The organism is Nonomuraea sediminis (genome assembly GCF_018531495.1).
Classification (GTDB): domain Bacteria; phylum Actinomycetota; class Actinomycetes; order Streptosporangiales; family Streptosporangiaceae; genus Nonomuraea; species Nonomuraea sediminis.
Genome location: NZ_JAHDTI010000002.1, coordinates 1,086,772 through 1,108,169, shown reverse-complemented (window position 1 = coordinate 1,108,169; position 21,398 = coordinate 1,086,772). Strand labels below are relative to the sequence as shown.

At 67.2% G+C, this 21,398-nt stretch carries 23 protein-coding genes, 1 tRNA gene and 2 pseudogenes; 14 read left to right on the top strand and 12 right to left on the bottom strand.

Annotated features, from left to right (window positions below):
• Positions 1–18: 18 nt before the first annotated feature.
• Positions 19–210, bottom strand: coding sequence for a hypothetical protein (locus tag KIK09_RS13415; protein ID WP_214319431.1), 192 nt, complete (start codon positions 208–210; stop codon positions 19–21).
• Positions 211–917: 707 nt separating this feature from the next.
• On the opposite strand from KIK09_RS13415, the gene KIK09_RS60590 reads away from it, so the two are divergent.
• The 3 genes from KIK09_RS60590 to KIK09_RS13400 all read left to right on the top strand — a co-directional run bounded on the left by KIK09_RS60590 (position 918) and on the right by KIK09_RS13400 (position 3,100).
• Positions 918–1,175 (top strand): GMC oxidoreductase, encoded by a 258-nt coding sequence (locus KIK09_RS60590; RefSeq protein WP_372455661.1) that lies wholly within the window; start codon positions 918–920, stop codon positions 1,173–1,175.
• Between the two features lie 272 nt (positions 1,176–1,447).
• A complete protein-coding gene (locus tag KIK09_RS13405; protein ID WP_214319429.1) occupies positions 1,448–2,221 on the top strand; it encodes a methyltransferase domain-containing protein in 774 nt (257 codons plus the stop codon).
• Positions 2,222–2,650: 429 nt separating this feature from the next.
• The gene (locus KIK09_RS13400) at positions 2,651–3,100 is read left to right on the top strand and encodes a VOC family protein (protein WP_250572919.1); all 450 of its coding nucleotides are present in this window, start codon (positions 2,651–2,653) and stop codon (positions 3,098–3,100) included.
• Positions 3,101–3,497: 397 nt separating this feature from the next.
• On the opposite strand, the gene KIK09_RS13395 is transcribed toward KIK09_RS13400, so the two are convergent.
• From KIK09_RS13395 to KIK09_RS13385, 3 genes are read right to left on the bottom strand one after another with little or no spacing between them, the layout of a single operon-like run.
• Positions 3,498–4,352 (bottom strand): amidohydrolase family protein, encoded by an 855-nt coding sequence (locus KIK09_RS13395; RefSeq protein WP_214319428.1) that lies wholly within the window; start codon positions 4,350–4,352, stop codon positions 3,498–3,500.
• Positions 4,342–4,662 carry an L-rhamnose mutarotase gene (locus KIK09_RS13390; protein WP_214319427.1) on the bottom strand — a complete coding sequence of 107 codons (321 nt, stop codon included), beginning with the start codon at positions 4,660–4,662 and terminating at the stop codon, positions 4,342–4,344. The genes KIK09_RS13395 and KIK09_RS13390 overlap by 11 nt, the downstream gene beginning before the upstream one ends.
• Positions 4,663–4,674: 12 nt before the next feature.
• A complete protein-coding gene (locus KIK09_RS13385; RefSeq protein WP_214319426.1) occupies positions 4,675–5,367 on the bottom strand; it encodes a GntR family transcriptional regulator in 693 nt (230 codons plus the stop codon).
• 95 nt (positions 5,368–5,462) lie between these two features.
• On the opposite strand from KIK09_RS13385, the gene KIK09_RS13380 reads away from it, so the two are divergent.
• The 6 genes from KIK09_RS13380 (at position 5,463) to KIK09_RS13355 (ending at position 11,841) form a co-directional block, all read left to right on the top strand.
• Positions 5,463–6,551, top strand: a complete 1,089-nt coding sequence (locus KIK09_RS13380; protein ID WP_214319425.1) for a sugar ABC transporter substrate-binding protein — start codon at positions 5,463–5,465, stop codon at positions 6,549–6,551.
• 9 nt (positions 6,552–6,560) lie between these two features.
• Positions 6,561–7,643, top strand: coding sequence for a mandelate racemase/muconate lactonizing enzyme family protein (locus KIK09_RS13375; protein WP_214319424.1), 1,083 nt, complete (start codon positions 6,561–6,563; stop codon positions 7,641–7,643).
• A complete protein-coding gene (locus KIK09_RS13370) occupies positions 7,640–8,701 on the top strand; it encodes an ABC transporter permease (RefSeq protein WP_214319423.1) in 1,062 nt (353 codons plus the stop codon). Before KIK09_RS13375 ends, KIK09_RS13370 begins: the two co-directional genes overlap by 4 nt.
• Positions 8,698–9,684 (top strand): ABC transporter permease, encoded by a 987-nt coding sequence (locus KIK09_RS13365; protein ID WP_214319422.1) that lies wholly within the window; start codon positions 8,698–8,700, stop codon positions 9,682–9,684. Before KIK09_RS13370 ends, KIK09_RS13365 begins: the two co-directional genes overlap by 4 nt.
• A complete protein-coding gene (locus tag KIK09_RS13360) occupies positions 9,681–11,234 on the top strand; it encodes a sugar ABC transporter ATP-binding protein (protein ID WP_214319421.1) in 1,554 nt (517 codons plus the stop codon). The genes KIK09_RS13365 and KIK09_RS13360 overlap by 4 nt, the downstream gene beginning before the upstream one ends.
• 181 nt (positions 11,235–11,415) lie before the next feature.
• Positions 11,416–11,841: a hypothetical protein gene (locus KIK09_RS13355; protein ID WP_214319420.1), complete on the top strand. Its 426-nt coding sequence runs from the start codon at positions 11,416–11,418 to the stop codon at positions 11,839–11,841.
• A gap of 320 nt (positions 11,842–12,161) precedes the next feature.
• On the opposite strand, the gene KIK09_RS13350 is transcribed toward KIK09_RS13355, so the two are convergent.
• Positions 12,162–12,638, bottom strand: a complete 477-nt coding sequence (locus tag KIK09_RS13350) for an ATP-binding protein (protein ID WP_214319419.1) — start codon at positions 12,636–12,638, stop codon at positions 12,162–12,164.
• On the bottom strand, positions 12,635–12,829 hold the full coding sequence (locus tag KIK09_RS13345) for a DUF5999 family protein (RefSeq protein ID WP_214319418.1): 195 nt from the start codon (positions 12,827–12,829) through the stop codon (positions 12,635–12,637). Before KIK09_RS13345 ends, KIK09_RS13350 begins: the two co-directional genes overlap by 4 nt.
• A 782-nt stretch (positions 12,830–13,611) precedes the next feature.
• On the opposite strand from KIK09_RS13345, the pseudogene KIK09_RS60585 reads away from it, so the two are divergent.
• Positions 13,612–13,803 (top strand): annotated as a pseudogene (locus KIK09_RS60585) (response regulator transcription factor); the annotation flags it as partial.
• A 237-nt stretch (positions 13,804–14,040) separates the two neighbouring features.
• Here the strand turns inward: KIK09_RS60585 and KIK09_RS13335 are convergent.
• From KIK09_RS13335 to KIK09_RS13325, 3 genes and pseudogenes are all read right to left on the bottom strand, one after another.
• A pseudogene (locus KIK09_RS13335) lies at positions 14,041–14,235 on the bottom strand (helix-turn-helix domain-containing protein); the annotation flags it as partial.
• Between the two features lie 51 nt (positions 14,236–14,286).
• Entirely contained in the window at positions 14,287–15,255 is a 969-nt protein-coding gene (locus KIK09_RS13330; protein WP_214319417.1) for a metallophosphoesterase family protein, read from the bottom strand.
• Positions 15,252–15,821: a cupredoxin domain-containing protein gene (locus KIK09_RS13325; protein WP_214319416.1), complete on the bottom strand. Its 570-nt coding sequence runs from the start codon at positions 15,819–15,821 to the stop codon at positions 15,252–15,254. The genes KIK09_RS13330 and KIK09_RS13325 overlap by 4 nt, the downstream gene beginning before the upstream one ends.
• Before the next feature lie 944 nt (positions 15,822–16,765).
• Between KIK09_RS13325 and KIK09_RS60580 the strand changes: the two genes are divergently transcribed.
• The gene (locus KIK09_RS60580; protein ID WP_372455653.1) at positions 16,766–17,155 is read left to right on the top strand and encodes a transposase domain-containing protein; all 390 of its coding nucleotides are present in this window, start codon (positions 16,766–16,768) and stop codon (positions 17,153–17,155) included.
• A gap of 62 nt (positions 17,156–17,217) precedes the next feature.
• On the opposite strand, the gene KIK09_RS13310 is transcribed toward KIK09_RS60580, so the two are convergent.
• On the bottom strand, positions 17,218–17,721 hold the full coding sequence (locus KIK09_RS13310) for a hypothetical protein (protein WP_214319413.1): 504 nt from the start codon (positions 17,719–17,721) through the stop codon (positions 17,218–17,220).
• A gap of 510 nt (positions 17,722–18,231) precedes the next feature.
• On the opposite strand from KIK09_RS13310, the gene KIK09_RS13305 reads away from it, so the two are divergent.
• Positions 18,232–18,609 (top strand): hypothetical protein, encoded by a 378-nt coding sequence (locus KIK09_RS13305; protein WP_214319412.1) that lies wholly within the window; start codon positions 18,232–18,234, stop codon positions 18,607–18,609.
• Positions 18,610–18,737: 128 nt separating this feature from the next.
• On the opposite strand, the gene KIK09_RS13300 is transcribed toward KIK09_RS13305, so the two are convergent.
• Positions 18,738–18,810: transfer RNA gene (locus tag KIK09_RS13300), tRNA-Arg, on the bottom strand.
• Positions 18,811–18,866: 56 nt separating this feature from the next.
• Positions 18,867–19,412 (bottom strand): hypothetical protein, encoded by a 546-nt coding sequence (locus KIK09_RS13295; RefSeq protein WP_214319411.1) that lies wholly within the window; start codon positions 19,410–19,412, stop codon positions 18,867–18,869.
• Between the two features lie 133 nt (positions 19,413–19,545).
• Here KIK09_RS13295 and KIK09_RS13290 point away from each other — a divergent pair, with 133 nt between their 5' ends.
• Positions 19,546–20,772 carry a sensor histidine kinase gene (locus tag KIK09_RS13290; protein WP_214319410.1) on the top strand — a complete coding sequence of 409 codons (1,227 nt, stop codon included), beginning with the start codon at positions 19,546–19,548 and terminating at the stop codon, positions 20,770–20,772.
• Positions 20,769–21,398, top strand: coding sequence for a response regulator (locus tag KIK09_RS13285; RefSeq protein WP_214319409.1), 630 nt, complete (start codon positions 20,769–20,771; stop codon positions 21,396–21,398). Before KIK09_RS13290 ends, KIK09_RS13285 begins: the two co-directional genes overlap by 4 nt.

Genomic DNA, 21,398 nt, shown 5'->3' with positions numbered 1-21,398 from the left:
TGCCGCTCGACCTGCGCGTCAGCGCTCGGTGGTGCGCCAGGCGGCCGCGCCGGCACGGATCTTGGCCCACTGGTGCCTGGCCACCTCGCGCGGACGCTTCGTCGCGTGCATCCCGAGCATGGCGGCGCCTCTCAGGGAGATCAGGGCACCGGCCGTGACCAGGACAGCGCCGGTGATCAGCGGGCTCTTGGACTTCTCCGTGCGGGACATGACACCGTCCTCGAAACCAATTGACGATCTTGTGGCTTGTGTCAGCCGTCGCGGCACTGCTTCCTGTTTCGGCAGGTCAAGCGGGATCGTGCCGGTTCGAAAGCTTTCCTGCCCCGGCCTGCGACCGTTCAATCTCACGGAGCGTGACGACCACCCCGCACGGGTGATGCGAACGCTTGGGCCGATTTGAGAGTGGTGCTATGGCCGACCACTACGACGTGATCATCGCGGGCAGCGGCCGGTACATCTCCCCCGACATCTGGTACGACGCCGACGGGAAGCCTTTCCAGCCGCAGGCCCACTACTTCGTGGGCGGCGAATTCGAGCCCCGGTACACCAAGGCCGAGTGGATGTACCAGGAGCACGGTGTCCACGGCGAGGACCCGACCGAAGGCCACTGCTCCAAGGACTACCCGTGGCCGCCGGTCTCCCACGAGCCGCGGATCCAGGAGATCTCCGAATCGCTCACCGAAGGTGGCTACCACCCGTTCCACGCCCCGTGCGGCATCCTTCTCGACGAGACCAACCGGGCCGCGAGCGCGTGCATCCGGTGCGCGTCCTGCGACGGCCACCCATGTCTCGTGCATTGCCAAGGCCGACGCCGACGTCATCGCCGTACGGCCGCTGCTCGGCAATCCGAACGTGATGCTCCTGGTGAACGCCGAGGTCGAACGGCTCGTCACGGACGCCTCAGGCCGCATCGTCAGATACGTGCAGGTCAACCGCCAAGGCGTCCAGGAGTTCTAGGAAGGCGACATCGTCGTGATCTCGGCCGGCGCCGCCAACAGCGCCAAGATCCTGCTCCGGTCGGCCTCCGACGAGCACTCCGCGGGCCTCGCGAAGTCGACAATCTTTACGTCGTGGACACCAGTTTCTTCCCGAGCATCGGAGCGGTGAACCCAGCGCTCACCGCAATGGCCAACGCCCTCCGCGTAGCCGACCACCTGACCCACCGGCTGGCATAAGCGTCCACGGCCGTGCTGTTCATGTGGGGGTGGCGCTCGGGCCTCTCTTGATCAGGCGCATGCTGACGTAGGCGCCGATCCCGGTGATCTTCGCGTGATGCACCCTGGTTCGACTGAACCGACACCGGCGTCCCTCCGCTGCCGGAAACCGTCGGCCGAACTCCTTCGGCATCTCCTGCCACTGTCCGCCCGTCCTGAACCGCCCTCGAATGGTCATCGACCCGGATGGTTCGCTTGACTTCAAGCGGACTTGAAGTCGCAGGATCTTGGACATGGACCAGACTCAGACGACAGGCCGTACCAGCGACGACACCGACGCGCTCATCGCCCTGCTCGACATCGGGGACAACATTCCCGGGGCGGGCGAACTACGTGCGCGTTCCTACGAGTTGCTCGGTATTGCGCCGGATGCGGCGGTGGTCGACGTCGGGTGCGGGTCCGGCCGCGCGGTCGCGGAGATGGCCGAGCGGGGCGCGCGGGCGGTCGGCGTCGACCTCGACGAGCGGATGGTCGCCGTGGCCGGCGGGCGGTGGCCCGCCGCGGACTTCCGCGTGGCGGGCGCCTACGAGTTGCCCTTCGCCGACGGCGAGTTGCACGGCTACCGCGCGGAGAAGGTGTACCACGTCCTGGACGACCCCGCCCGCGCGGCCGGCGAGGCATGGCGCGTGCTCGCCCCCGGCGGGCGCATCGTGCTGATCGGGCAGGACTGGGACACCTTCGTCATCGACGCCGACGACGCCGCGCTCACCCGCACCATCGTGCACGCTCGCGCCGACCTGGTCGCCGACCCGCGCGTCGCCCGCCGCCATCGCAATCTCCTCCTCGACGCGGGCTTCGCCGACGTCACCGTCGAGGCCCACACCTGGATCTTCACCGACGCGTCGAGCGTGCCCGTGCTGGCCGATCTCGCCGAAGGGGCGCGCTCGGCCGGCGCGATCAGCGACGCACAGGCCGAAGCCTGGGTCGCCGAGCAGCGTGAACGTGGTCGGCGCGGGCGCTTGTTCCTCGCCGTCCCGCTGTTCGTTGCCGCGGCCACGCGCCGGTGACCGCCCAGCGCGCGGGGCACCTGCCCGTCGGGGCGGCGCGAGTCAGGAGACCTCCAGCGTCAGCGCGGCAGCGTAGAGCTCGCCGCCGGTTCAAGAACATCCGCCGGTTACCGGGCTTGGCAGCTCGGGGCCGCCCATGTCGCCATCGGCCCCGTCCTCGGGGTGAAGGCGTGCGAAGGCCATGTCTGTCTCGTGGAAGGAGGTGAGGTGAGCGTAGGTGTCCAGTAGGGCTGTAGGTCGGTGACGGGCTTGCCGCCCTTGGTGATCTTCAGGGCGAGCGGGTCGTGGCTCATGCCGACCCCTCGATCACCCTCCGAGCGCTGCCCCTCGATTGGGCCGAAGCACCAGCGGCCCAGGAGCCGTCCAGGCCGTGACCCATTCAGACCGTTGAGCCAAGAATTGTCGGATGGGTCCGGCAGGATGACTGCCATGGTTTCCTATCAGTTGGTCATCGACTGTGCGGCACCCGAGCGGATGGCCCGGTTCTGGGCAGGCGCGCTGTGGTACACGGTGGAGCCGCCGCCGGGTGGATTCGACACGTGGCGGGATTACTGGCGCAGCATCGGAGTGCCGGACGACGAGCTGGGCGAAGGGGACGGCAGCGACAGCATCGTCGATCCCGAGGGGCACGGGCCGAGGATCTGGTTCCAGCAGGTGCCTGAGGACAAGGTGATCAAGAACCGGTTCCACCTGGATGTGAAGGTGGGCGGCAAGCGGGAGGACGTACCGCTGGAGACCCGGAAAGCGCGGGTGGATGCCGAGGTGGAGCGCCTTGTCCAGGCGGGGGCGTCCGTTGTGCAGGTGCAGTCGCCCCCCGGGATTGATCACTATGCCGTGGCGATGGTGGATCCCGAGGGGAACGAGTTCGACGTGGTCTAGCGCCGTTTCCACACGTCATCACCGCTATCTCGCGTCTCCGCACTTCGGCTCAGGTCCTTCTGGACGCGTCTTCTTCCACGGCATCCAAGGTGACGTAGCGCCATCCAACGCACCTGGGCCAAGGCTCGAGAGCAAGCCCTCACGCCCGAAGAGCAAGCTTCGGCCGCTGGGCCGGCGACCGTACGACCTTCGCCACGCCTGCCTGTCCACCTGGCTCGACGCGAGTGTTCCGCCCAAGCAGGTCGCCGAACAGGCGGGAAACAGCGTGGCAGTCCTCCACCACACCTACGAAAAGTGTCTCGTGGGCCAAGACGAGATCGCGATGCGCCGGATCAGGACTAGAACCCGCAACCTTCCTTGGGTGTTGGATTCGCCGGACGTTTCGCCAGGCGGGGTGTCAGCCCGCGGGAAGCCGGTACCAGCGGGTCGCGGTGCCGCCCCAGACCGCCTGCTGTTCGGCGTCGTCGAGAGCGGCGGTCATGCTGTCGACGAAGGCGGTGACCTGGGTATAGGTGGCGTGCAAGAGGCACACGGGCCAGTCGGAGCCGAACATGACGCGCTCCGGGCCGAACGACGTGATGACATGGTCGGCGTAGGGGGCGAGGTCGTCGTCGTGCCAATCCGCTGTGGCTTCGGTGACGAGGCCCGACAGCTTGCAGGCGACGGCGGGGTTCGCGGCGAGTGCGGTGATGTGTTTCCGCCACGGGTCGAGTTCACCAGCCGCGATCGGCGGTTTGCCCGCGTGGTCGAGGACCCAGCGCAGCCCGGCCACCCGGTCCGCCACCGCGACCGCCGCGGGGAGCTGCTCCGCGGTGACGAGCAGGTCGTAGGCCAGGTCCGCGTCGGCGACCGCGGCCAGGCCCCGTCGCACGTCTGCCCGCAGCAGCCACTCCGGGTCCGGTTCGCCCTGCACTTGGTGGCGGATGCCGACGAGCCGGCGCCCGCCGGGGCCTTCGCGGAGCGCGGCGATCGCGTCGGCGACATCGGGTGCGGTCAGGTCCACCCACCCCACCACGCCGAGGATCTCGGGGTGGTCGTCGGCTAGTGACAGGAACTCGGGCGTCTCCTCGGCGACCGTAATGGTCTGCACGAGGACTGTGCCGGCGATGCCGTGAGCGGCCAGGTCGGGGGCCAGGTCGTCGAAGTGGAAGCTGCGCCGCAGCGCGGGGAGCTCCACCGTCCAGGGCTGGTCCCGCACCGCGAGGTCCCAGACGTGGTGGTGCGCGTCGACGCGCCGGGGCTCAGTCGACATGGAAGACCTCCTCCATGGGAGCCCACTGCTGGTCCGGGGCGGTGTCCAGCCGCTGCTGGCACGGGCCTGTGAGCTTCCACCAGTCCTGAGTGCTCTGGTCGGCGGCCATCGCCGCCATGTCAGCGGCGTGGTCGTCGCCGACGTACTCGTAATAGGAGAAGAGCAGGCCGTCACGCAGGAAGATCGTGTAGTTGCGGATGTTGCAGCGGTGGATCCGCTGCAGCACCGTCGGCCACACGGCGGCGTGGAGCGCGCGGTATCTCTCTTCTTGCTCCGGCCGCAGTCGAACCACAGATCCGAACCGCTGCATGGTGCGGTCTCCTTACGTGCGCGGGTCCGAGGACATCGACTTGAGGATGCGGTCGCGGGCTGTCGTCAGATGGTCGACCATGGCCGCCTTGGCCAGATCGGGCCTGCCTTCGGCGATGGACTCGGCGATGCGCCTGTGTTCGGCGAACGTCGGCGCGGCCATCACCGGGCCGTAGGAGAGCCGGAACAGGTGCAGGTGGCAGTGGGTTCGGGCGAGCGCCTGCCGTACGTGGTCGCTGCCCGCCAGTTCGGTGATCATGTCGTGGAATCGCGCGTCGTGGCGGGCAATGTCGCGGTAATTCGCTTCGCCGTCGCCTGCCGCCGCCAGTGCGGAGGCCACCTCGGTGGTCAGCGGGGCGGTCTGTTCCGGATCGGCCCTGGCGGCGGTCTCGGCCGCCCACGGTTCGATGAGCAGCCGGAACCTGAACATGTCCTCGACCTCGGCTCGGGTCATCAGCGGGGTGGTCGAGTAACCCTTGAGGGACTCCTTGACCACGAGCCCCGCCGATTCCAGGCTGGCCAGCGCCTCGCGGATCGGGGTGGGCGAGGTGCCCAGTTCCCGGGCGAGGGCCTCCATGCCTACTCGCGTTCCGGGCGGGATCACGCCGTCCATGATCAGCGACTCGATGGCGTCGCGGACCTCGGGGACGAGGGTGCTCCGGGTGATGGGCACGCGGATGCGATCGCCGATCCGCTGGTCGGTCATGGAACCTCCGCTAACCGAGGGTTGACGTCCGGTGTGAACGAAGTCAGGATACCGGACCATACATTCCATAGCCTATAGGATTTATGGGGTCGGAGATGTTTCATACCACCCGTAGCGCCGCGATCGCGGCTTGCGCGCTCCTGCTGATGAGCGCGTGCACCACCAAGGGAGCCGACTCCTCGGCGAACCACACCGCCGCGCCGACCGGCCTCGCGACGGCGTCCGGCGGTGTGGTCAAGCTCAAGGACGGTGCCAAGGTGAAACTGGCGCTGGTCCCCGGAGGGGCCCACCCCTACTTCCAGCCGTGGAAGCCCGCGGGTGAGCAGGCCAAGACCGAGCTCGGCCTGGGCGGGTTCACCTTCAACGAGACCGGCGAGTGGGACCAGGGCAAGCAGAACGCCGCACTGGAGTCGTTGGCCGCACAGGGGTACAACGCGTTCGGCATCTTCGGCGTCTCTCCCACCGACATCAACACCACCTTCGCCGACCTGCGAGGCAAGGGCTTCGCGGTGGGCTCGCTGGCCTCGTGCCCGGCGGGTGACGTGAACGAGGCGGATTTCTGCCTGTCAACCGACACCGAGCAGGCCGCTTACAAGGCGGCCAAGGCCGCGATCGAGGCGATGGGCGGCAAGGGCGCCTTGGTCCACCTCACCGGCAACAACGTCGACTCCAACACGCAGCGCCGCATCGCGGGCGTCAAGAAGGCCATCGACGAGACCGGGGGCGCGGTGACCCTGACGCAAACCGTCACCGATATCGACAGCGACCTGCAGACCGCGACCAAGGCCGTCACCGACCTGCTGACCACCCACGGCAAGGGCATCCAGGGCATCGTCAGCACCGCGTACAACCCCGCGGTCGCCGCCGCGGGCGCGGTCAAGAGCACGGGACTGCCGATCAAGGTCGTCGCCATCGACGACGACGCCAAGATCCTCGCGGGGATCAAGGACGGGTCGGTCGCCGCGACCGTCACGCAGAACCCAGGCGGTCAGGCCTCCGTTGGCTCGTGGGTGCTCGCGCTGCTGGCCTCGGGCCAGTGCCAGATGAAGGAGAGAGGCGTGGTGATCGACTCCGGGTCGTTCGTCGTGACCAAGGCCAACGTCGACAGCTACGACAAGGAGCGGGTCGCCAAGTCCGACGAGGTCAAGCAGCAGTTCGCAACTCAGCTGCTGACCTGCGCATAGAAGGTGCCGATGATCATTCAAGCGACCGCCGTCCTGGCCGACGTCCCGGTCGAGACGCTGCGGACCGACGCGATCCAGACGTTCCTCAAGCAGGAGACCATCGTCGTGGACATCGTCACCGACGACGGCGCTGTGGGCCGCGGATACTCCTACACGATCGGGACCGGTGGGACCGCCGTGCTGGCCCTGCTGCGGGACAACCTGCTCGACCGGCTGATCGGCCGGGACTCCCGTGACATCGAGGCGATCTGGCGGGACCTGTTGTTCTCCACGAGGGCGACCGCGGTCGGGGCCATCACCTCGCTGGCCTTGGCCGCGGTGGACACCGCTTTGTGGGACCTGCGGGCACTGCGCGCGGGGCTGCCGCTGTGGCGACTCGCGGGCGGGTTCCGCGACCGCGTGCCGCTCTACGACACCGAGGGCGGGTGGTTGCACCTGAGCTCCGACGAACTGGTCAAGGGCGCACTCGCCAGCAAGAAGGCGGGATGGCCGGGGGTCAAGCTCAAAGTCGGCAAGCCCCGCCCAGGTGAGGATCTGGAGCGGCTGGCCGCCGTGCGCGCGGCGGTGGGCGACGACCACGACATCATGGTCGACGCCAACCAGGCGCTGACCACGGCGGAAGCGATCCGCCGGGCGAAGCTGTTCGAGCAGGTCGGGTTGGGCTGGTTCGAGGAGCCGGTGCCCGCCGACGACATCAGCGGGCACGCCGCCCTGGCAGCGGCCACCTCGATCCCGATCGCGGTGGGAGAGTCGCTGTACTCGATCAGCCACTTCCGCGAGTACCTCGCTGCCCGCGCCGCCTCGGTCATCCAGGTCGACGTCGCCCGCGTCGGCGGGATCACGCCGTGGCTCAAGGTCGCGCACACGGCGGAGGCGTTCAACGTCGTGGTGTGCCCGCACTTCCTGATGGAACTGCACGTCAGCCTGGTCGCCGCCATCCCCAACGGCGGGTACGTCGAGCACATCCCGCAGCTGCGCGCGTTGACCCGCGCGGAGATGGAGATCGCCGACGGGCACGCGATCGCGCCGCAGACCCCGGGCCTGGGCATCGACTGGAACGACGACGCCCTCGACGATCTGAGGGTGGCATGACCTCGACGCTCACCGACCGGCCCGCCACCACCCCACGCGGCGGCGGGAAGTCGCGCAGGCGGATCGCGGCCCCTCCGCTGGTGCTGTTCGTCCTCATCATCGGGCTCTACGCGGCGTTCGGCTCAGCCCGCCCCGCGATGTTCGACGAGAAGCTCGTCGTCTTTCCGATGCTGCGCGAGTTGACGATCTACACGGTCGTCGGCCTGGCGCAGATGTGCGCGCTTTCGATCGGGCACATGAACCTGGCGGTCGGCCGGATGGCCGCGTTCGGCGCGATGACGTCCGGCCTGTGCTACGAACTGCTGGGCCTGCCTCTGTGGGCCGGCCTGGTGGCTGGGATCGTCGCGGGCGGGGCCATCGGCGCCTTCACCGGCTGGCTGATCGCCAAGACCGGGGTCAACTCCTTCGTCGTCACCCTGGCGATGGACTTCTTCCTGCTCGGCATCGTCAGTCTCGTCTACACAGGACTGACCACTGGCGCGGCGTTCACTGCGAAGCCCGCCGGCATGGCCGAGCTGCGTGCCTACTCCTTCGCCGATCTCTGCGTCGGTGAGGTGTGCGGCACCGCCGCGATCCCGCAGATGATCGTGTTCGCACTGGTCCCCATGGCGGTGGTGGGCTATGTGTACTCGCGTACCCGCATCGGCAGGGAACTGCTGATGGTGGGCGCGAACGCCAAGGCCGCGGAGCTGTCGGGGGTGCCGACGAAGCGGCGCGTGATCGCCGCCCACGGCATGTCGGGCGCCCTGGCGGCACTGGCGGGGTTCCTGCTCGCGGTCTCCACCGGTTCGTTCAAGGCGACCATCGGCGCGGACTTCATGCTGCCGTCGTTCCTCGGACCCGTGCTCGGCGGCACGCTGCTCGCGGGTGGCGCGGTCTCGGTGCTCGGGACCATGCTCGGCACCGCGCTGACCCTGGTCATCCGGCGCGGTCTCAACCTCATGGAGGTCGGGTTGGAAGACCTCAACATCTACATCGGGGTCGTGCTCTTGGCGGCGCTGTCGGCAGACCGCATCCGGGCCGTGATCGCCGAACGGAAGGCGGGCCGTCCACGATGAGCACAACGACCAAGCCCCGCACCAGGCTGGGCAACCCCAACATCGTCGTGCTCACCGCTGTCTGCGTCCTGGGCGCGCTTGTCCTGACGATCAGTTCCGGCGGAACGTTCCTGTCCGGGAACTCGATCAGAGGGTTCACCACCTTCCTGGCCGTGCCGATCCTGATCGGACTGGCGCAGATGGTGACACTGAGCGTGGGTCAGCTCAACCTCGCCGTCGGTGCGTTGGGCGGCTTCTCCGCCGCCCTCATGGCGGTGCTGATGCAGGACCACGGTGTCCCTGCGGTCCCGGCGCTACTGATCGGCATCGCGGCGGCGACGCTGGGCGGGGCGGTCAACGGTGTCATCGTGGTGGTCACCCGGATCAACGGGTTCATCGTCACCCTCGCCACCATGACGATCCTCACCGGACTGCAGTACAAGCTGGTCCGTTCGTTCACCGTCGACGGGTACTCACCCTGGCTGAAGGACTTGGGCGCCACCGCGATCGGCCCGCTGCCCCTGGTGTTCCTCCTCGCGGTGGCCGTCGCGGGCGTACTCGCCTTCTACTACCGCCGGATGGCCGTGGGCAGGCGCATGATCGCCTTCGGTGGCAACCCGTTCGCCGCCAGGCTGTCAGGCGTCTCGGAGTCGCGCCACCTGATCCTCGCCCACACCCTGTCGGGCCTGCTCGTCGGCGTCGCCGCGGTCGTCAGCGTCGCCTCGCTGCCGGGCATCAACCGCAGCGTCGGCGGGGACTGGATGCTGCCGAGCTTCGCCGCCCCCATCATCGGCGGCGTGGCACTGACCGGCGGCGGGATCGCCGTACTCGGGACCATCCTGGCCGCGGTGCTGGTCCGGCTCGTCGACGCGGCGCACTCGCTGTACTCGTGGGACCCCAGCTCGGTGTCCTTCATCATCGGCGCGGTCGTGCTCGGCACCGTGCTGCTTTCGACGCGACGCAACGGTCTGCGGCTGTGGCGGCCGGTCAGGAGGACACCATGAGCACCCCGGTCCTGGAAGCCACCGACCTGATCAAGACGTTTCCCGGCGTCCGCGCCGTCGACGGGGTGAACCTCACCCTGCGGCCAGGTCAGATCCATGCGCTGCTCGGCGAGAACGGCGCGGGCAAGTCCACTCTCATCAAGATCCTCACCGGGGTGCACCGGCACGACGGCGGCACACTGACCGTGTCAGGCGATCCGGTGCGGTTCGGCTCGCCGCTGGAGGCGCTGCACGCGGGCATCGGCGTCGTGCACCAGGAACGCAACGTCGTCGCGCAGATGTCCATCGCCGAGAACATCGTCCTGCAGAACCTGCCCCAGCGCTGGGGCGTGGTGGACCGGGCCGCCGTCCGCGCGCGCGCCCGTACCGCGCTGGAGCGGCTCGACCTCGACCTCGACCCTGACCAGCCCATCGCGGGTCTGTCCGCCGCGCAGGTGCAATTGGTGGAGATCGCCAAGGCGCTCGACAGCGAGTCCGCGGTGCTGCTCCTGGACGAACCGACCGCCTCGATCACCCCGAACGAGGCCGAGGTGCTGTTCCGCACGGTGCGCGGCCTGGCTGAGGCCGGAACCTCGGTGGTGTTCGTCTCGCACAAAATGGATGAGGTCTTCGCCCTCTGCGACACCGTCACCGTCCTGCGCGACGGCCGCGGTGTCGTGGAGTCCCAGCCCCTTTCCCAGTTCTCTCACGACGACATCCTCAACCACATGGTCGGCCGGGCGATGGAGGCGCTGAGGTTCACGCCCCGCACCGTCGACCACTCCGCACTGCCCGTCCTGAGCCTGCGCGGGGTAGGCACCGACGTCGGGCACCACGACGTCGACCTGGACGTCCGGGCCGGGGAGATCGTCGCGCTGTACGGGCTCGTCGGCGCGGGCCGCAGCGAGCTGGCCCGTGCCCTGATCGGCCTGCACGAGATCACCGCGGGCGAGGTCCGAGTGCAGGGCGAGCCGGTACGCATCACATCCGTACGCGAGGCGATCGAACGGCACCGCATCGGCTATGTGAGCGAGAACCGCAAGGAGGAAGGCGTCTTCCTCGATCAGTCCGTGCAGCGCAACATAGCCGCCACGACCTGGTCGCGGATGACCCGCCTGTTCTCCTACGTCCCGGCCAAGGTCGAACACGCCGTCGCCGACGAGCAGATCGCGGCGCTGGGTATCAAGGTCTCCTCCCCGGAGCAGCCCGCGGGCCAGCTCTCCGGCGGCAACCAGCAGAAGGTGTCCTTGGCCAAGTGGCTGGCCGCCCGTCCGGACATCCTCATCATCGACGAGCCGACCATCGGCATCGACGTGCGCACCAAGGCCGCCTTCCACGAACTGATCTGGGGGCTGGCCCAGTCGGGTCTCGCGGTCCTGCTCATCTCCTCCGACCTGCACGAGACCATCACCCTCGCCGACCGCATCGTCGTCTTCCGCGACTACCGCGCCACCGCGGAGATCGACAACGACCACGACTACGACACCACCAGCGCGAAAGTCATCCGCGCCATCCACGCCTCATCCGCCGGATCGCGGATGAACCCCGGAAGGACGGTCCCGACCCGCTGAGCAGGCACACCCTGATGAGGCTGGGCGGAATCGAAGATCATGCAGGAGTGCCTGCCGATCGGAACCGGCCGCATCGGCGCCCCCTCGACCGGTCGCCCTTGTCAACCATCTGTCCATGCCACGTCGATCACTGTCCCCGAACATCGGCGGCGACACCGTTCGACATCGCAAAGGATGGGCAGTGAGCAAGCAGCTGACGGGCATTGTCGCCCTGGGTATAGCGGGGTTCATCATGTTGACCGGGTGCGGCGCCAAGTCGGAACCCGCGGCCGCCACGCAGCCGACCGCTGCTGCGTCGGAGAAGCCGTCCTCTGACATCGGCGCCGACCCCGCCTGTGCCGAGATCGCCGCGTACCTGAAGGACTCCGAGACCGGCGGCGCGCCGGATCCGGTCGGCTTGGTCCTGGGGGCCGGGGAACTCAGCGCCAAGCTGGTCGAGAAGACCGAGTCTGCCGACCTCAAGCAGGCCTTGGAGATCAACGTCGAGCTGGCGGCGAAAGTGAAGAAGGCCAGCGACGCGGGCGAGGACCCGATGGAGGCGCTGAAGGCCGATCAGGACCAGATGGACAAGTCGGAGGCGCTGACCAAGAAGGTGTGCGGCATCTGACACGTGCGCGACCGCCCGCAGCCCCCTTTGACCAGGCTTCATGCCGCCGGTCGCGGGTCGCGGGCATCAAGGTCACCAAGGGTCCGGGGCACGCGTGCGGCTGGGCCAGTGACTCGCGGACCTCGTTGCTCCGCTCGGCGCCGTGGGCGCCGCCGGGCGAGCTGCAGCCCAGCGCCGGCGCGCGGACCCGGGCGGGTCGGCCTGCCTGGTCAGCAGGACGAGGGGCTCGCCGCTGCCGCGGGTCTGCTAAGACAGCTTGACGCCATCTCGGGTGGTCACGTGAGGCACGCCCTCGATCGTCTCCTCCCCCTGCCACGGGATCAGCCGGTGGGGAGCTCGAACCAGACGATCTTTCCCCCGGTCGTGCGCTCACTGCCCCAGCAGCAGGCCATCAGCTCCAGCACGTCCATCCCGCGGCCGTGCTCGTCCTCGGGGCCGGCGTGCCGGACGAACGGCGGGGCGGCGTTGCCGTCCTCGACCTCGCAACGCAGCAGACCGTCGATGGCCCACAAGGTGAGCCGGTACGGTCCGCCCGCATGGCACAACGCGTTCGTGACCAGCTCGCTGACCAGGAGCTCGGCGTCCTCGCCCAGCCCGTCGAGCCCCCACTCGACCAGGCGGTCACGCGTGAGGCGTCGAGCCAGCGGTACCGAGGTCGCGGTGGGGAAGAGGGGCCAGGAGGCGAAGTGATCGTGCGGCTCCTGGACCGTAGTGACCAGTTGCTGGGACTCGGCCGTTCCCGGCGTCCGGTCGAGCTGCCAACGGGTGCTCACGTCCATGACTGCTGGCTGGTTCATGCCGCACATCCGTAGTGGCTGCGGTGGGCGGGGACGCTGCGCCCGTCGGGCAGCAGCTCGCCGGTGTCCTCGAAGACGACCACGCCGTTGCAGAGCAGGCCCCATCCCTGCTCGGGGTGGAAGGCCACCAGGCAGGCGGCATCGTGGTCTGAGGCGTACGCGGATGGGCACGGAGGCTGGTGCTGGCACATGGTTCGTCCCTTAGGTCCTCGCCTATGTCATGGCATGTTTATTGACGTCACCAGCATGCGCATAAGGATGCCCAAGGCGAGACGGGATACATCCCCGTATAGGTACCTATTCCTACGTACGTAGGTATGGAAGTACGCGCCAGGACGACGGCCGACGGCCAAGTAGGGTACGGGCGGCATCGCGGGCCTGGTGGGCGGTCCGGGTGTCGGAGATGGCGGCAGTGGTGACGGCGCCCTCGGCGACCAAGGAGACCGCCAGACGCAAGGTCCAGCTGGCCGTCTTTGCTCAGGCCATCGGCGAATAGGCCCTGTTAGCAAAGGTGTTAGAAAGATCGCGAGATTGTCCTGACAAACACGAAGGCCCGCTCCAGGATGTCCCTGGTAGCGGGCCTTTCAGCTGTGCGCGGCCGACAGGAGTCGAACCCGTAACTTTCTGATCCGTAGGGAAAGGCGGATGCCCTGTCAACGGCTTCCCGTCCTGGTCACGCAGTGGATGCTGATCGGTAGCACGCGGTCGCGTATGGCGGTGTTGCTGTATGGCGCTGCTGTACATGAGGGGCCACGGTGGTTCCGGACAGCCGCCTTATGGGCGTAGCCCATGCGGTCGTTTGGGTTGAGAGGGACTCGTTGAGTACCTCCAGGGGTGGCTGGGCGGCCTTGCGGCTGAACGCGTGGTGGCGGCCCTGCGCGAACAAGCGGACCCGCCCGCCGCAGCCAGTGAACCAGCCACGCACCCTTCCGACGTCGCGAGCGACGATCCGGCGTCGATCAGGGTAGGCAGCGGGCTCTCCGAGCGCGAGTACGAGATCGCGATGCTTATCGGATTGGGCGCGTCCAATCGTGAGATCGCTCGACAGTCGCACATAACCGAAGGCACGGCCAAGAACCACATCTCCAACCGTCTACGCAAGCTCGGTCTGCGTGACCGGACCCAGCTGGCAGTCTGGATCTTGCGACATTCCGCGGATCAGTAGGAAAAGTCCGGTGTATGTACGTCGCACGGGCGGCAACAGCGCCGGAATTCTAGGCTCCAGACGTCGGACATCCGGTTGCCCATGACGGAGAAGAGATTCACGGTCAGGATCGCAGGGACGATCACCGCCGGTAACCCGGGAAGTCCCATTCGGAAGGTCAGGGCGATGATCCCGTTGTGATAGGCCAGCCTGATGTGGATTCGGTCCGCACTGGCAACCCGTGGGTCAGCATCAGTTGGGCCGCGGACGGCGAGCCCGAGCCTGAGCCGCGTGCGGACGGTAGTCGTCGCTGTCGGGGTAGCAGTTGCGCCTGATTTTCCGGCTGATCGTGGAGGCCGCATGGCCAAGATCGGCGGCGATGGCCCGGACCGAGACCTTCTCGCGTAACCGGTCGGCGATGACGATCCGGTCGTCCTCGTCCAGATACCGGCCTTGCAGACGCGGCGGCCCTGCTCAGGCGGGGCGCGATGGCGGCGGACGCCTTCATGTCAGCTTGTGGTCGGTGACGGCCAGGCCGCCTACGCCCTTACGGTAGGTGACAGTACGGATGCCCAGTGCGTCCTTGAGGCGGCCGGCTGGTACCACCTGCGGGATGGGTCCCGGTCCGATGCCCGGTTTGGGCAGTGGGTAGGCGGTGGTGGTGGCGCTGTGAAAGGTGACGTTGCCTTCGGTCTTGGTGAACAGCTGGTGCACGTGGCCGTTCAGGCAGGTCACAGAGGAGAAGCGGCGTAGCATGCTTAGGACCTTGATGGCGTCATCGGTGCCCCAGCCCCAGGCCGGGTACATGGCGAACAGCGGGATATGGCTGAACACCACGATGGGAGTGTCAGCCGATAGACCAGCGACGTCTTTGCGGACGAAGTCGATCTGGTCGGGGCCAAGGTGCCCGAGACGCTCCATGTGCAGGGTGTTGACCAGAGCGATGAAGTGGACACCATGGGTGTCGAAGCTGTACCAGCCGTCGCCGAGGGTGTCTGCGGCGAATCGCTGCCGGTACGCATGTCCGGCGTCGCCGATCGAGTCGTGTTCCCCGGGCACCGTGAAGACGCGACCGGTACGCAGGCCGGTCAACATCTGTTTTACCTGGTCGAACTGGCCCGGGGTGGACAGGTGGGTGAGGTCGCCACTGTGCATGACGAAGTCGGGCTGGAAGCCCAGGCTGTTGACCTGATTGAGAGCTTCGGTGAACGTTTGGGTCACGTCGGTGTTGGCGGCGCCGGTGAAGCCGATGTGGCTGTCGGAAATCTGCACGAACCGCAGCGCGCCAGGGGCGGCGGCGGCCTGTGCGGCGGCGCTGTCCTGGCTGTCTGCGATGCTGCTGATCACTTTGCCGTCGGCCACCGTCAAGACCACGGCGGCGCCGAACCAGCTGGTGTGGCGCAGCAGTTGGCGGCGAGTCATCCCGTGTTCCGGCGTCGGCTCGGCTCCACGTGGATCGATAGGGCCGGTCACTGGGTCACCGTCACAGTGGCGGTCATGAACGGGTGGATGCTGCACTGGTACTTGTAGGTGCCCGGCGTGGTGAACTTGTAGGGGTAGCGGGCACCGGACGCCAGTGCGGTGGAGTGGAGCGGACCCTGGCCCTGGCTCGTCACAGTGTGCGGTTCAGGGTCCTGGTTGGTCCAGGTCACCGTAGTGCCTGCCTTGACGGTCAGCGCAGCGGGCTGGAAGGCGAAATTCTTGATCGCCACGGAGTTCGGGCCCACCGCCGTGGCCGGCGCGCTGCCTGTGGGTGCGGCTGTGGCCGTGTTGGGCATCCCCGGGATGGCAGATGCCGAGCCGGTGCCGCCGGGCATGCCGGGCAGGTTCTGGCCGGCGCCCGGGGTGATCCCGGCGGACGCCGGGCCGCGGTGCGGCGAGCCGCCGCAAGCGGTGACCAGACCAAGTACGTCGATCAGAGCAAGTATGCCGATCAGGGCCGGTAGGCGCGGTATGCGGGGATGAATATCGTGACTCATACTCATATCCCTCTCGATGGCTGGAGTGCCGATCCATTCAGCGCGAATCGGCATCGACATTGCGAGATAGCACGCCGGGCTACCCACAGAACTGGTGGCCGGTATGGAGCAGCAATGGGGTGACGTTGCCCCAGTGGGTGAACTCCGGTGCCCTGAAGTCCGGATGGGTCGGCCGGTAGTCGCCGGTGGTGGCGGAGTGGCGTCTGCGCCGTCGCGGGCGCCTGGGCACCGGCCTGTTTTGTGGAGCCGGCGGGATGCCAGGCGAGGTCGGCGGCCAATCGGTGGTCCAGGTTGGTCTTCTGCGCCGGGTACATGATCCTCCTCCTGATCAAGTTTGAAGGAAGGTGACAGACCGCTCCGGCACGTTCACCAGCGCCGACCGTCGCCGGAATTCGACTGCGCCGATGCGCTGAAACCCGATCCAGAGCGTTTTCCTGAACTGACCGAAGCAACGCAAAACCACTGGATGTGCAATGTTGCCACTCATATCACCGGAGATAGATGCATAGTCAATTATGTCCCACCTTCGCGGTATCCCCGGCGTCAATCTCCAGGAACCGTAGAATGCTAGGTTTTGCTGTGCCCTGAAATTCGCGGGGATATTTTACTGAGAAATACCTGAGATTATCGCCCCGCCGGGTTTCCTCGCCCGTCAATTCATGCGCATCGATACGGATCGCTTCCGTAGGTACCGACCGAGAACACGCTTGCGCCAACCGCCGCGTCTTCCTCGCGCCATCGACGGTTACGTCCGGCACGGCCCCGGCGTCCAATGCCGTTAGATAGTGATCTTGCTGGTGGCTTCGCCTGGTGATCATGTCGGGACCGGGAGCAGTGCGGGACGAATGACGGATCTGATCGCGGTCGGCGCGTTGACGTCGTTGATCCCCCGCCAGGTCCTGAACGCGGCCATCGCCGCGCATGGATGTCGGGAGCGGCGTGTACGTAAGCTCCCGCGTATGTGGTCGTCTACCTGCTGATCGCGCTGTGCCTGTACCCCGACGATGACTATGAGGAGGTTGCGGAGAAGCCGACGAGCATGCTGGGAGGCACTGACCCGCGGCGCGATCACTCAAGCCCGCCAGCGCCTAGGGTTCGAGGCTGTGCGAGAAGTGTTCCAACAGGTCGCCAGGGCAAGGACACCTACGTCTTCACGTCAGGCTGGGGTGAGCCGGAAAAGGCCCTCTCCTGCTCACTGGAAAGGGCCTTTCAGCTGCAGAGCCAACGAGGGGAATCGAACCCCTGACCTTCTGTTTACAAGGGAGGGGCAAGAACCTGCTCACACCGCTTCACCGCTGGTCAGTTGTATGGCGTGGGCTGACGCGATCAGGCAGTGTGCACGGGCGTTGCTGTATCGGCTGCTGTACAGCACACCGCTCGACTCGAATGCCTAACGAGGACGTGAGACCCCAGTGAGCCGCGGGCCCGCTGTTGTAGCGATCGAACGCCCCGAACATCAACCGACAGATCGAGGTTTGCGGGCATCTCGCTGGCCGCGGTCGTAGCCTTCGATTCCGCCCTCAAACCAGGCGTGAACCGCCAGATCCAACATCACTTGAGAGGGCGGCATCCCGTTCCTGACTCGTTGGTCGGCTTTCCACAGCAGGAAGCGAAGCGTCGGGTTGTCCTGATCGGGCCAGGGAGGGGCAGGCATCTCACCTGCTCGGGGAGATTGCCAATCGCCTCGTTGCAGATCTTGGTTCTCTACGTACTTCATCATGGGGCTAGCGATGTCGTCTGGAACTGTCAGAGGATCGAAGTCCTTCATCGTTGCTCCTCGCAGAAGCTGGAATCGAGGTGGAATCTTGCTGCGTTCCAGAACAGTACGGCGCTGTGGGGTCTTATGTGCCCTGTTCTGCTCGACCAGGGAGACGGTGCGCAGGCAAGCCAGCGCATGAATGGTGTTCCAGTGGAACGGAATAGTGCCGTGAAACCCGTTGTACTTGAACAACTCGGTCACCGATCCGGACTGGCCCACCAGCAACGCTCAGGCGCCCTCGTCCGAGTAGTCGTCCTCGAAGCGCGCCGCCTCATGAGCCGCGTGACTCGCCCCGCCGCTCACCCGCGCGTGTACGGTGGCGCGGATGTGTCGCTACGTGTGGATGTTGCTGTGATGCTGCTGTCACACCAGCCCTGGCCATCCGGTGCCGGGGCCCGACGAAGGAGGGCCTCGGCGTCGATCGCCCCAGCCCGATCAACGAGAACCGAAACCGACTGGGCCGCAACCCAACCTCCCAGAGGACGACGAGAGCCATCCAAGCGGAGAAAAGCAGCTGCCACCGATAGTGCCACAGTCGATCTCGTTGACTGGCTATCCGAAAACCCCGGCGCTATCGAACGCATCCAGGAAGTCGGAGACGTCCTAGCTGGCCCTGTAATCCAGGAGCTCGATAAGAGGTTCGGCGGCAGCAAGCCACGAGAGGCCAGAAGACGACTCACCAATCACTTCTGGTGCGATCTCCTTGTCGCCTTGGCGGAGGCCATCGAGAAATTTTCGAAAGCCCTGGACCAAATACCGGAGTACGTGACGACGGTCATCATGCAGTCCCGCAAGGCCGAGCGTCGCAGCCCACTCCTCGAAGCACTGGTAGGTCTTGCCGTACGGACAGCATGGGAGCCCATCAAGAGCATGATCTCCGTTCCTGGCATCGACAAGGAACTTCAACGGACATGCCGGATCCTCGCCGTCCTGATCTGCCCGGCACCCGAGGATCACAAGGCCGTCCAAGACGGCGCCCTTCTCCCCTTGGCGAAAGAAGGGATGCTGGAGATCAGCAGGGATCGACTCGAGCAGGTCTTCCCTGCGGACTGGGTTCACCGCCTGCGAGAGGGCCTCGGTGGTGCCTGAGCAAGGTGGCCGGCTTCCTTCTGATGTCGTAGGAGACCGTCTGTGTAGGGTCGCGTTGCTGTACAACGCTGCTGTACGGCCACGAAAAAGGCCCTCCGGGATGATCCCAGAGGGCCTTTGAGCTGGAGCGCGGCCGACAGGAGTCGAACCCGTAACCTTCTGATCCGTAGTCAGATGCTCTATCCATTGAGCTACGGCCGCTCGGTGCTTAAGTAAGCATAGCGGCTCCCGCCCAGTGCCTCGAACCACTTATCCGCTCAGGTGCTCTCCGGACGGGGCTTCTTGGGCCAGAGGGTGTAGCTGATCGGCCACAGGAGGGCGATCACGGGCACCTTGAGCATGCCGTACATGAAGTCCACCAGTGCCCCCGTCCTGGAGGGGTCGTCGACGAGCCAGACCAGGCCGAGCAGGAGGGCGCAGGCGATGCCGTAGGCGAGGACGATGCGTAGCCAGATGCCCCATTCGTACCGGGCGCGGACCATGCCGCCGGAGGGGGGCTTCCAGGGTGGCGGGCCGCCGGCGAAGCGGTGGTGGAATTTGGCATCTGCCCAGCGGATCGTACGGTGACCGAAAACGATGGAGTAGGCGAGGTACGCGGCGGCCAGGCCGTGGCGGACGTCGGCGACGGCGCCGCCGCGCATGTCGATGACGGCCGCCACCAGGAGGATCACGTCCAGCAGGGGTACGGCGAGCAGCAGCGCGGTGCTGAGCCGGCGGCGCCGCCAGAGGTAGCGGCTGGCGAGGCCGAGGAGGAGCAGCACCCAGAAGCCGACCTCGCAACCGATGATGACCGCGAAAATCATGCGTCAATTGTCCAGAAGCAAGGGGGTGTGCCACATCCTCACCTGATACGAGCCTGTGGATACATCGAAGTGTGTATCCACAGGCGACCCCGCGATGGACGCGAGCACCCCGCGGCGATGGTGGGATGGGGCCATGAAAAGCGCGGCGCCGTGGGCGGCTCTGGCCTTCGCCCTTGGCCTGCTCCTGATCTGGGGCGGGGCCTCCGTCCCGCGCGGCGTCTCGGCCTGGCTGCTGGTCCCGCCGCTGGCGCTGACGTGCGCGGGCGTGCTCGTGCGGCGGAGCCATCCGATCGCATCCCTGGCACTGGGTACGGCGGGCATCGGGCTCGACATCGTCGTCGGCCCGTCGCTGGCCACGGTGTTGGTGTTCACCGACAACCTCTACGCCGCCGCGCTGTACGGCCCGGCCAGGCTGTCACGCTGGCTCCTGGGGATCACCTCGGTGCTGGCAGTGCTCGGTGGAGCGGTGGGCGGGTTCGTCCTCAAGGACCTCCGGGTGGTGGCCGTGATCAGCATCCAGGCGGGCCTGGTGCTGGTCACGCCCGTGACGACGGCGCTGGTGCTGCGGCAGCAGCGCGACCAGGCGGAGACCGAGCGGGCCAGGGCCGAGCAGGTGGCGCACCTGGCCGAGCTCGACCGGCAGGCGGCGATCTCGGCCGAACGCACCCGGATGGCCCGCGAGCTGCACGACATGATCGCCAACCATTTCAGCGCCATCGCGATCCAGTCCACGGCGGCGCTCTCGCGCGAGGACCTCGATGCGGCGACGATCCGCAAGATCATGGAGTCCGTCCGGGAGAACAGCCTGAAGGGCATGGCCGAGATGCGTTCCATGATCGGCCTGTTGCGCCAGGAGGGCGAGGAGCCCGAGGCCACCCGGCTGCGGCTGGCCGACGCGGAAGGCCTGGTCGAGCGTTCCAGGCAGGCGGGCATGGAGGTGGAGCTGCGGGTCGACGGCGTACCCAGGGACCTGCCTGCTTCTGTCGACCTGGCGGGCTACCGCATCCTGCAGGAGGCCCTGACGAACGCCCTCAAACACGGCGACCCGCCCGCGAAGGTCCGCATCGCCTACCAGCCGGAGCACGTCACGTTAACAGTGGACAACGCGGTCAGCGACGGTCAGGCCCGGCTTCCCGGCTCGGAGGCGGGGCTGGTCGGCATGGAAGAACGCGCGGCGCTGGTGGGCGGCACGTTCGGAGCGGGTCTGAATACCGCAAGCGAGACGTTCGGAGCGGGTCTGAATACCCAAAGGAAGATGAGTAGGCACACGGAGGTGGGCGGAAGTCCGATGGGCCACGATCATCAGGAGTGGCGGGTCGAGGTCACGCTGCCCGCGCCGGTCGAGGAGGAGGTGGCGTGACGATCAAGGTGCTGGTCGCCGACGATCACGCGGCGGTGCGGGCGGGGATCGTGCTGATCCTCGACGGGGCGGCGGATCTGGAGGTGGTCGGTGAGGCGGCCGACGGGGAGCAGGCGGTCGCGATGGCCCGCGAGCTGCGGCCCGACGTCGTGGTCATGGACATCAGGATGCCCAGGCTCGACGGCATCTCGGCCACCCGCGAGCTGGCCGGGGTGACCGACGTGCTCATCCTGACCACGTTCGACATCGACGAGTACGTCTTCGGCGCGCTGCGCGCGGGGGCGGCCGGGTTCCTGCTGAAGAACACCGATGCCGACGGGCTGGTCGGCGCCGTACGCCTGGTGGCCAGGGGTGACGGGATGATCTCGCCGGGCGTGACCCGCAAGCTGATCTCCGCCTTCGCCGCCCAGCCCGCCCGCGAGCCGAGCACGCGCGACCTGTCCGTGCTGACCGCCCGCGAGCAGGAGGTGCTGGCGTGCATCGCCAGGGGCCTGTCCAACGCCGAGATCGCCGGCGAGCTCGACATGGCGGAGGCCACCACGAAGACGCACGTCAGCAGGGTCCTCGGCAAGCTGGGCTTGAAGAGCAGGGTCCAAGCGGCGATCTTCTACTCAGAAAGCGGCTGA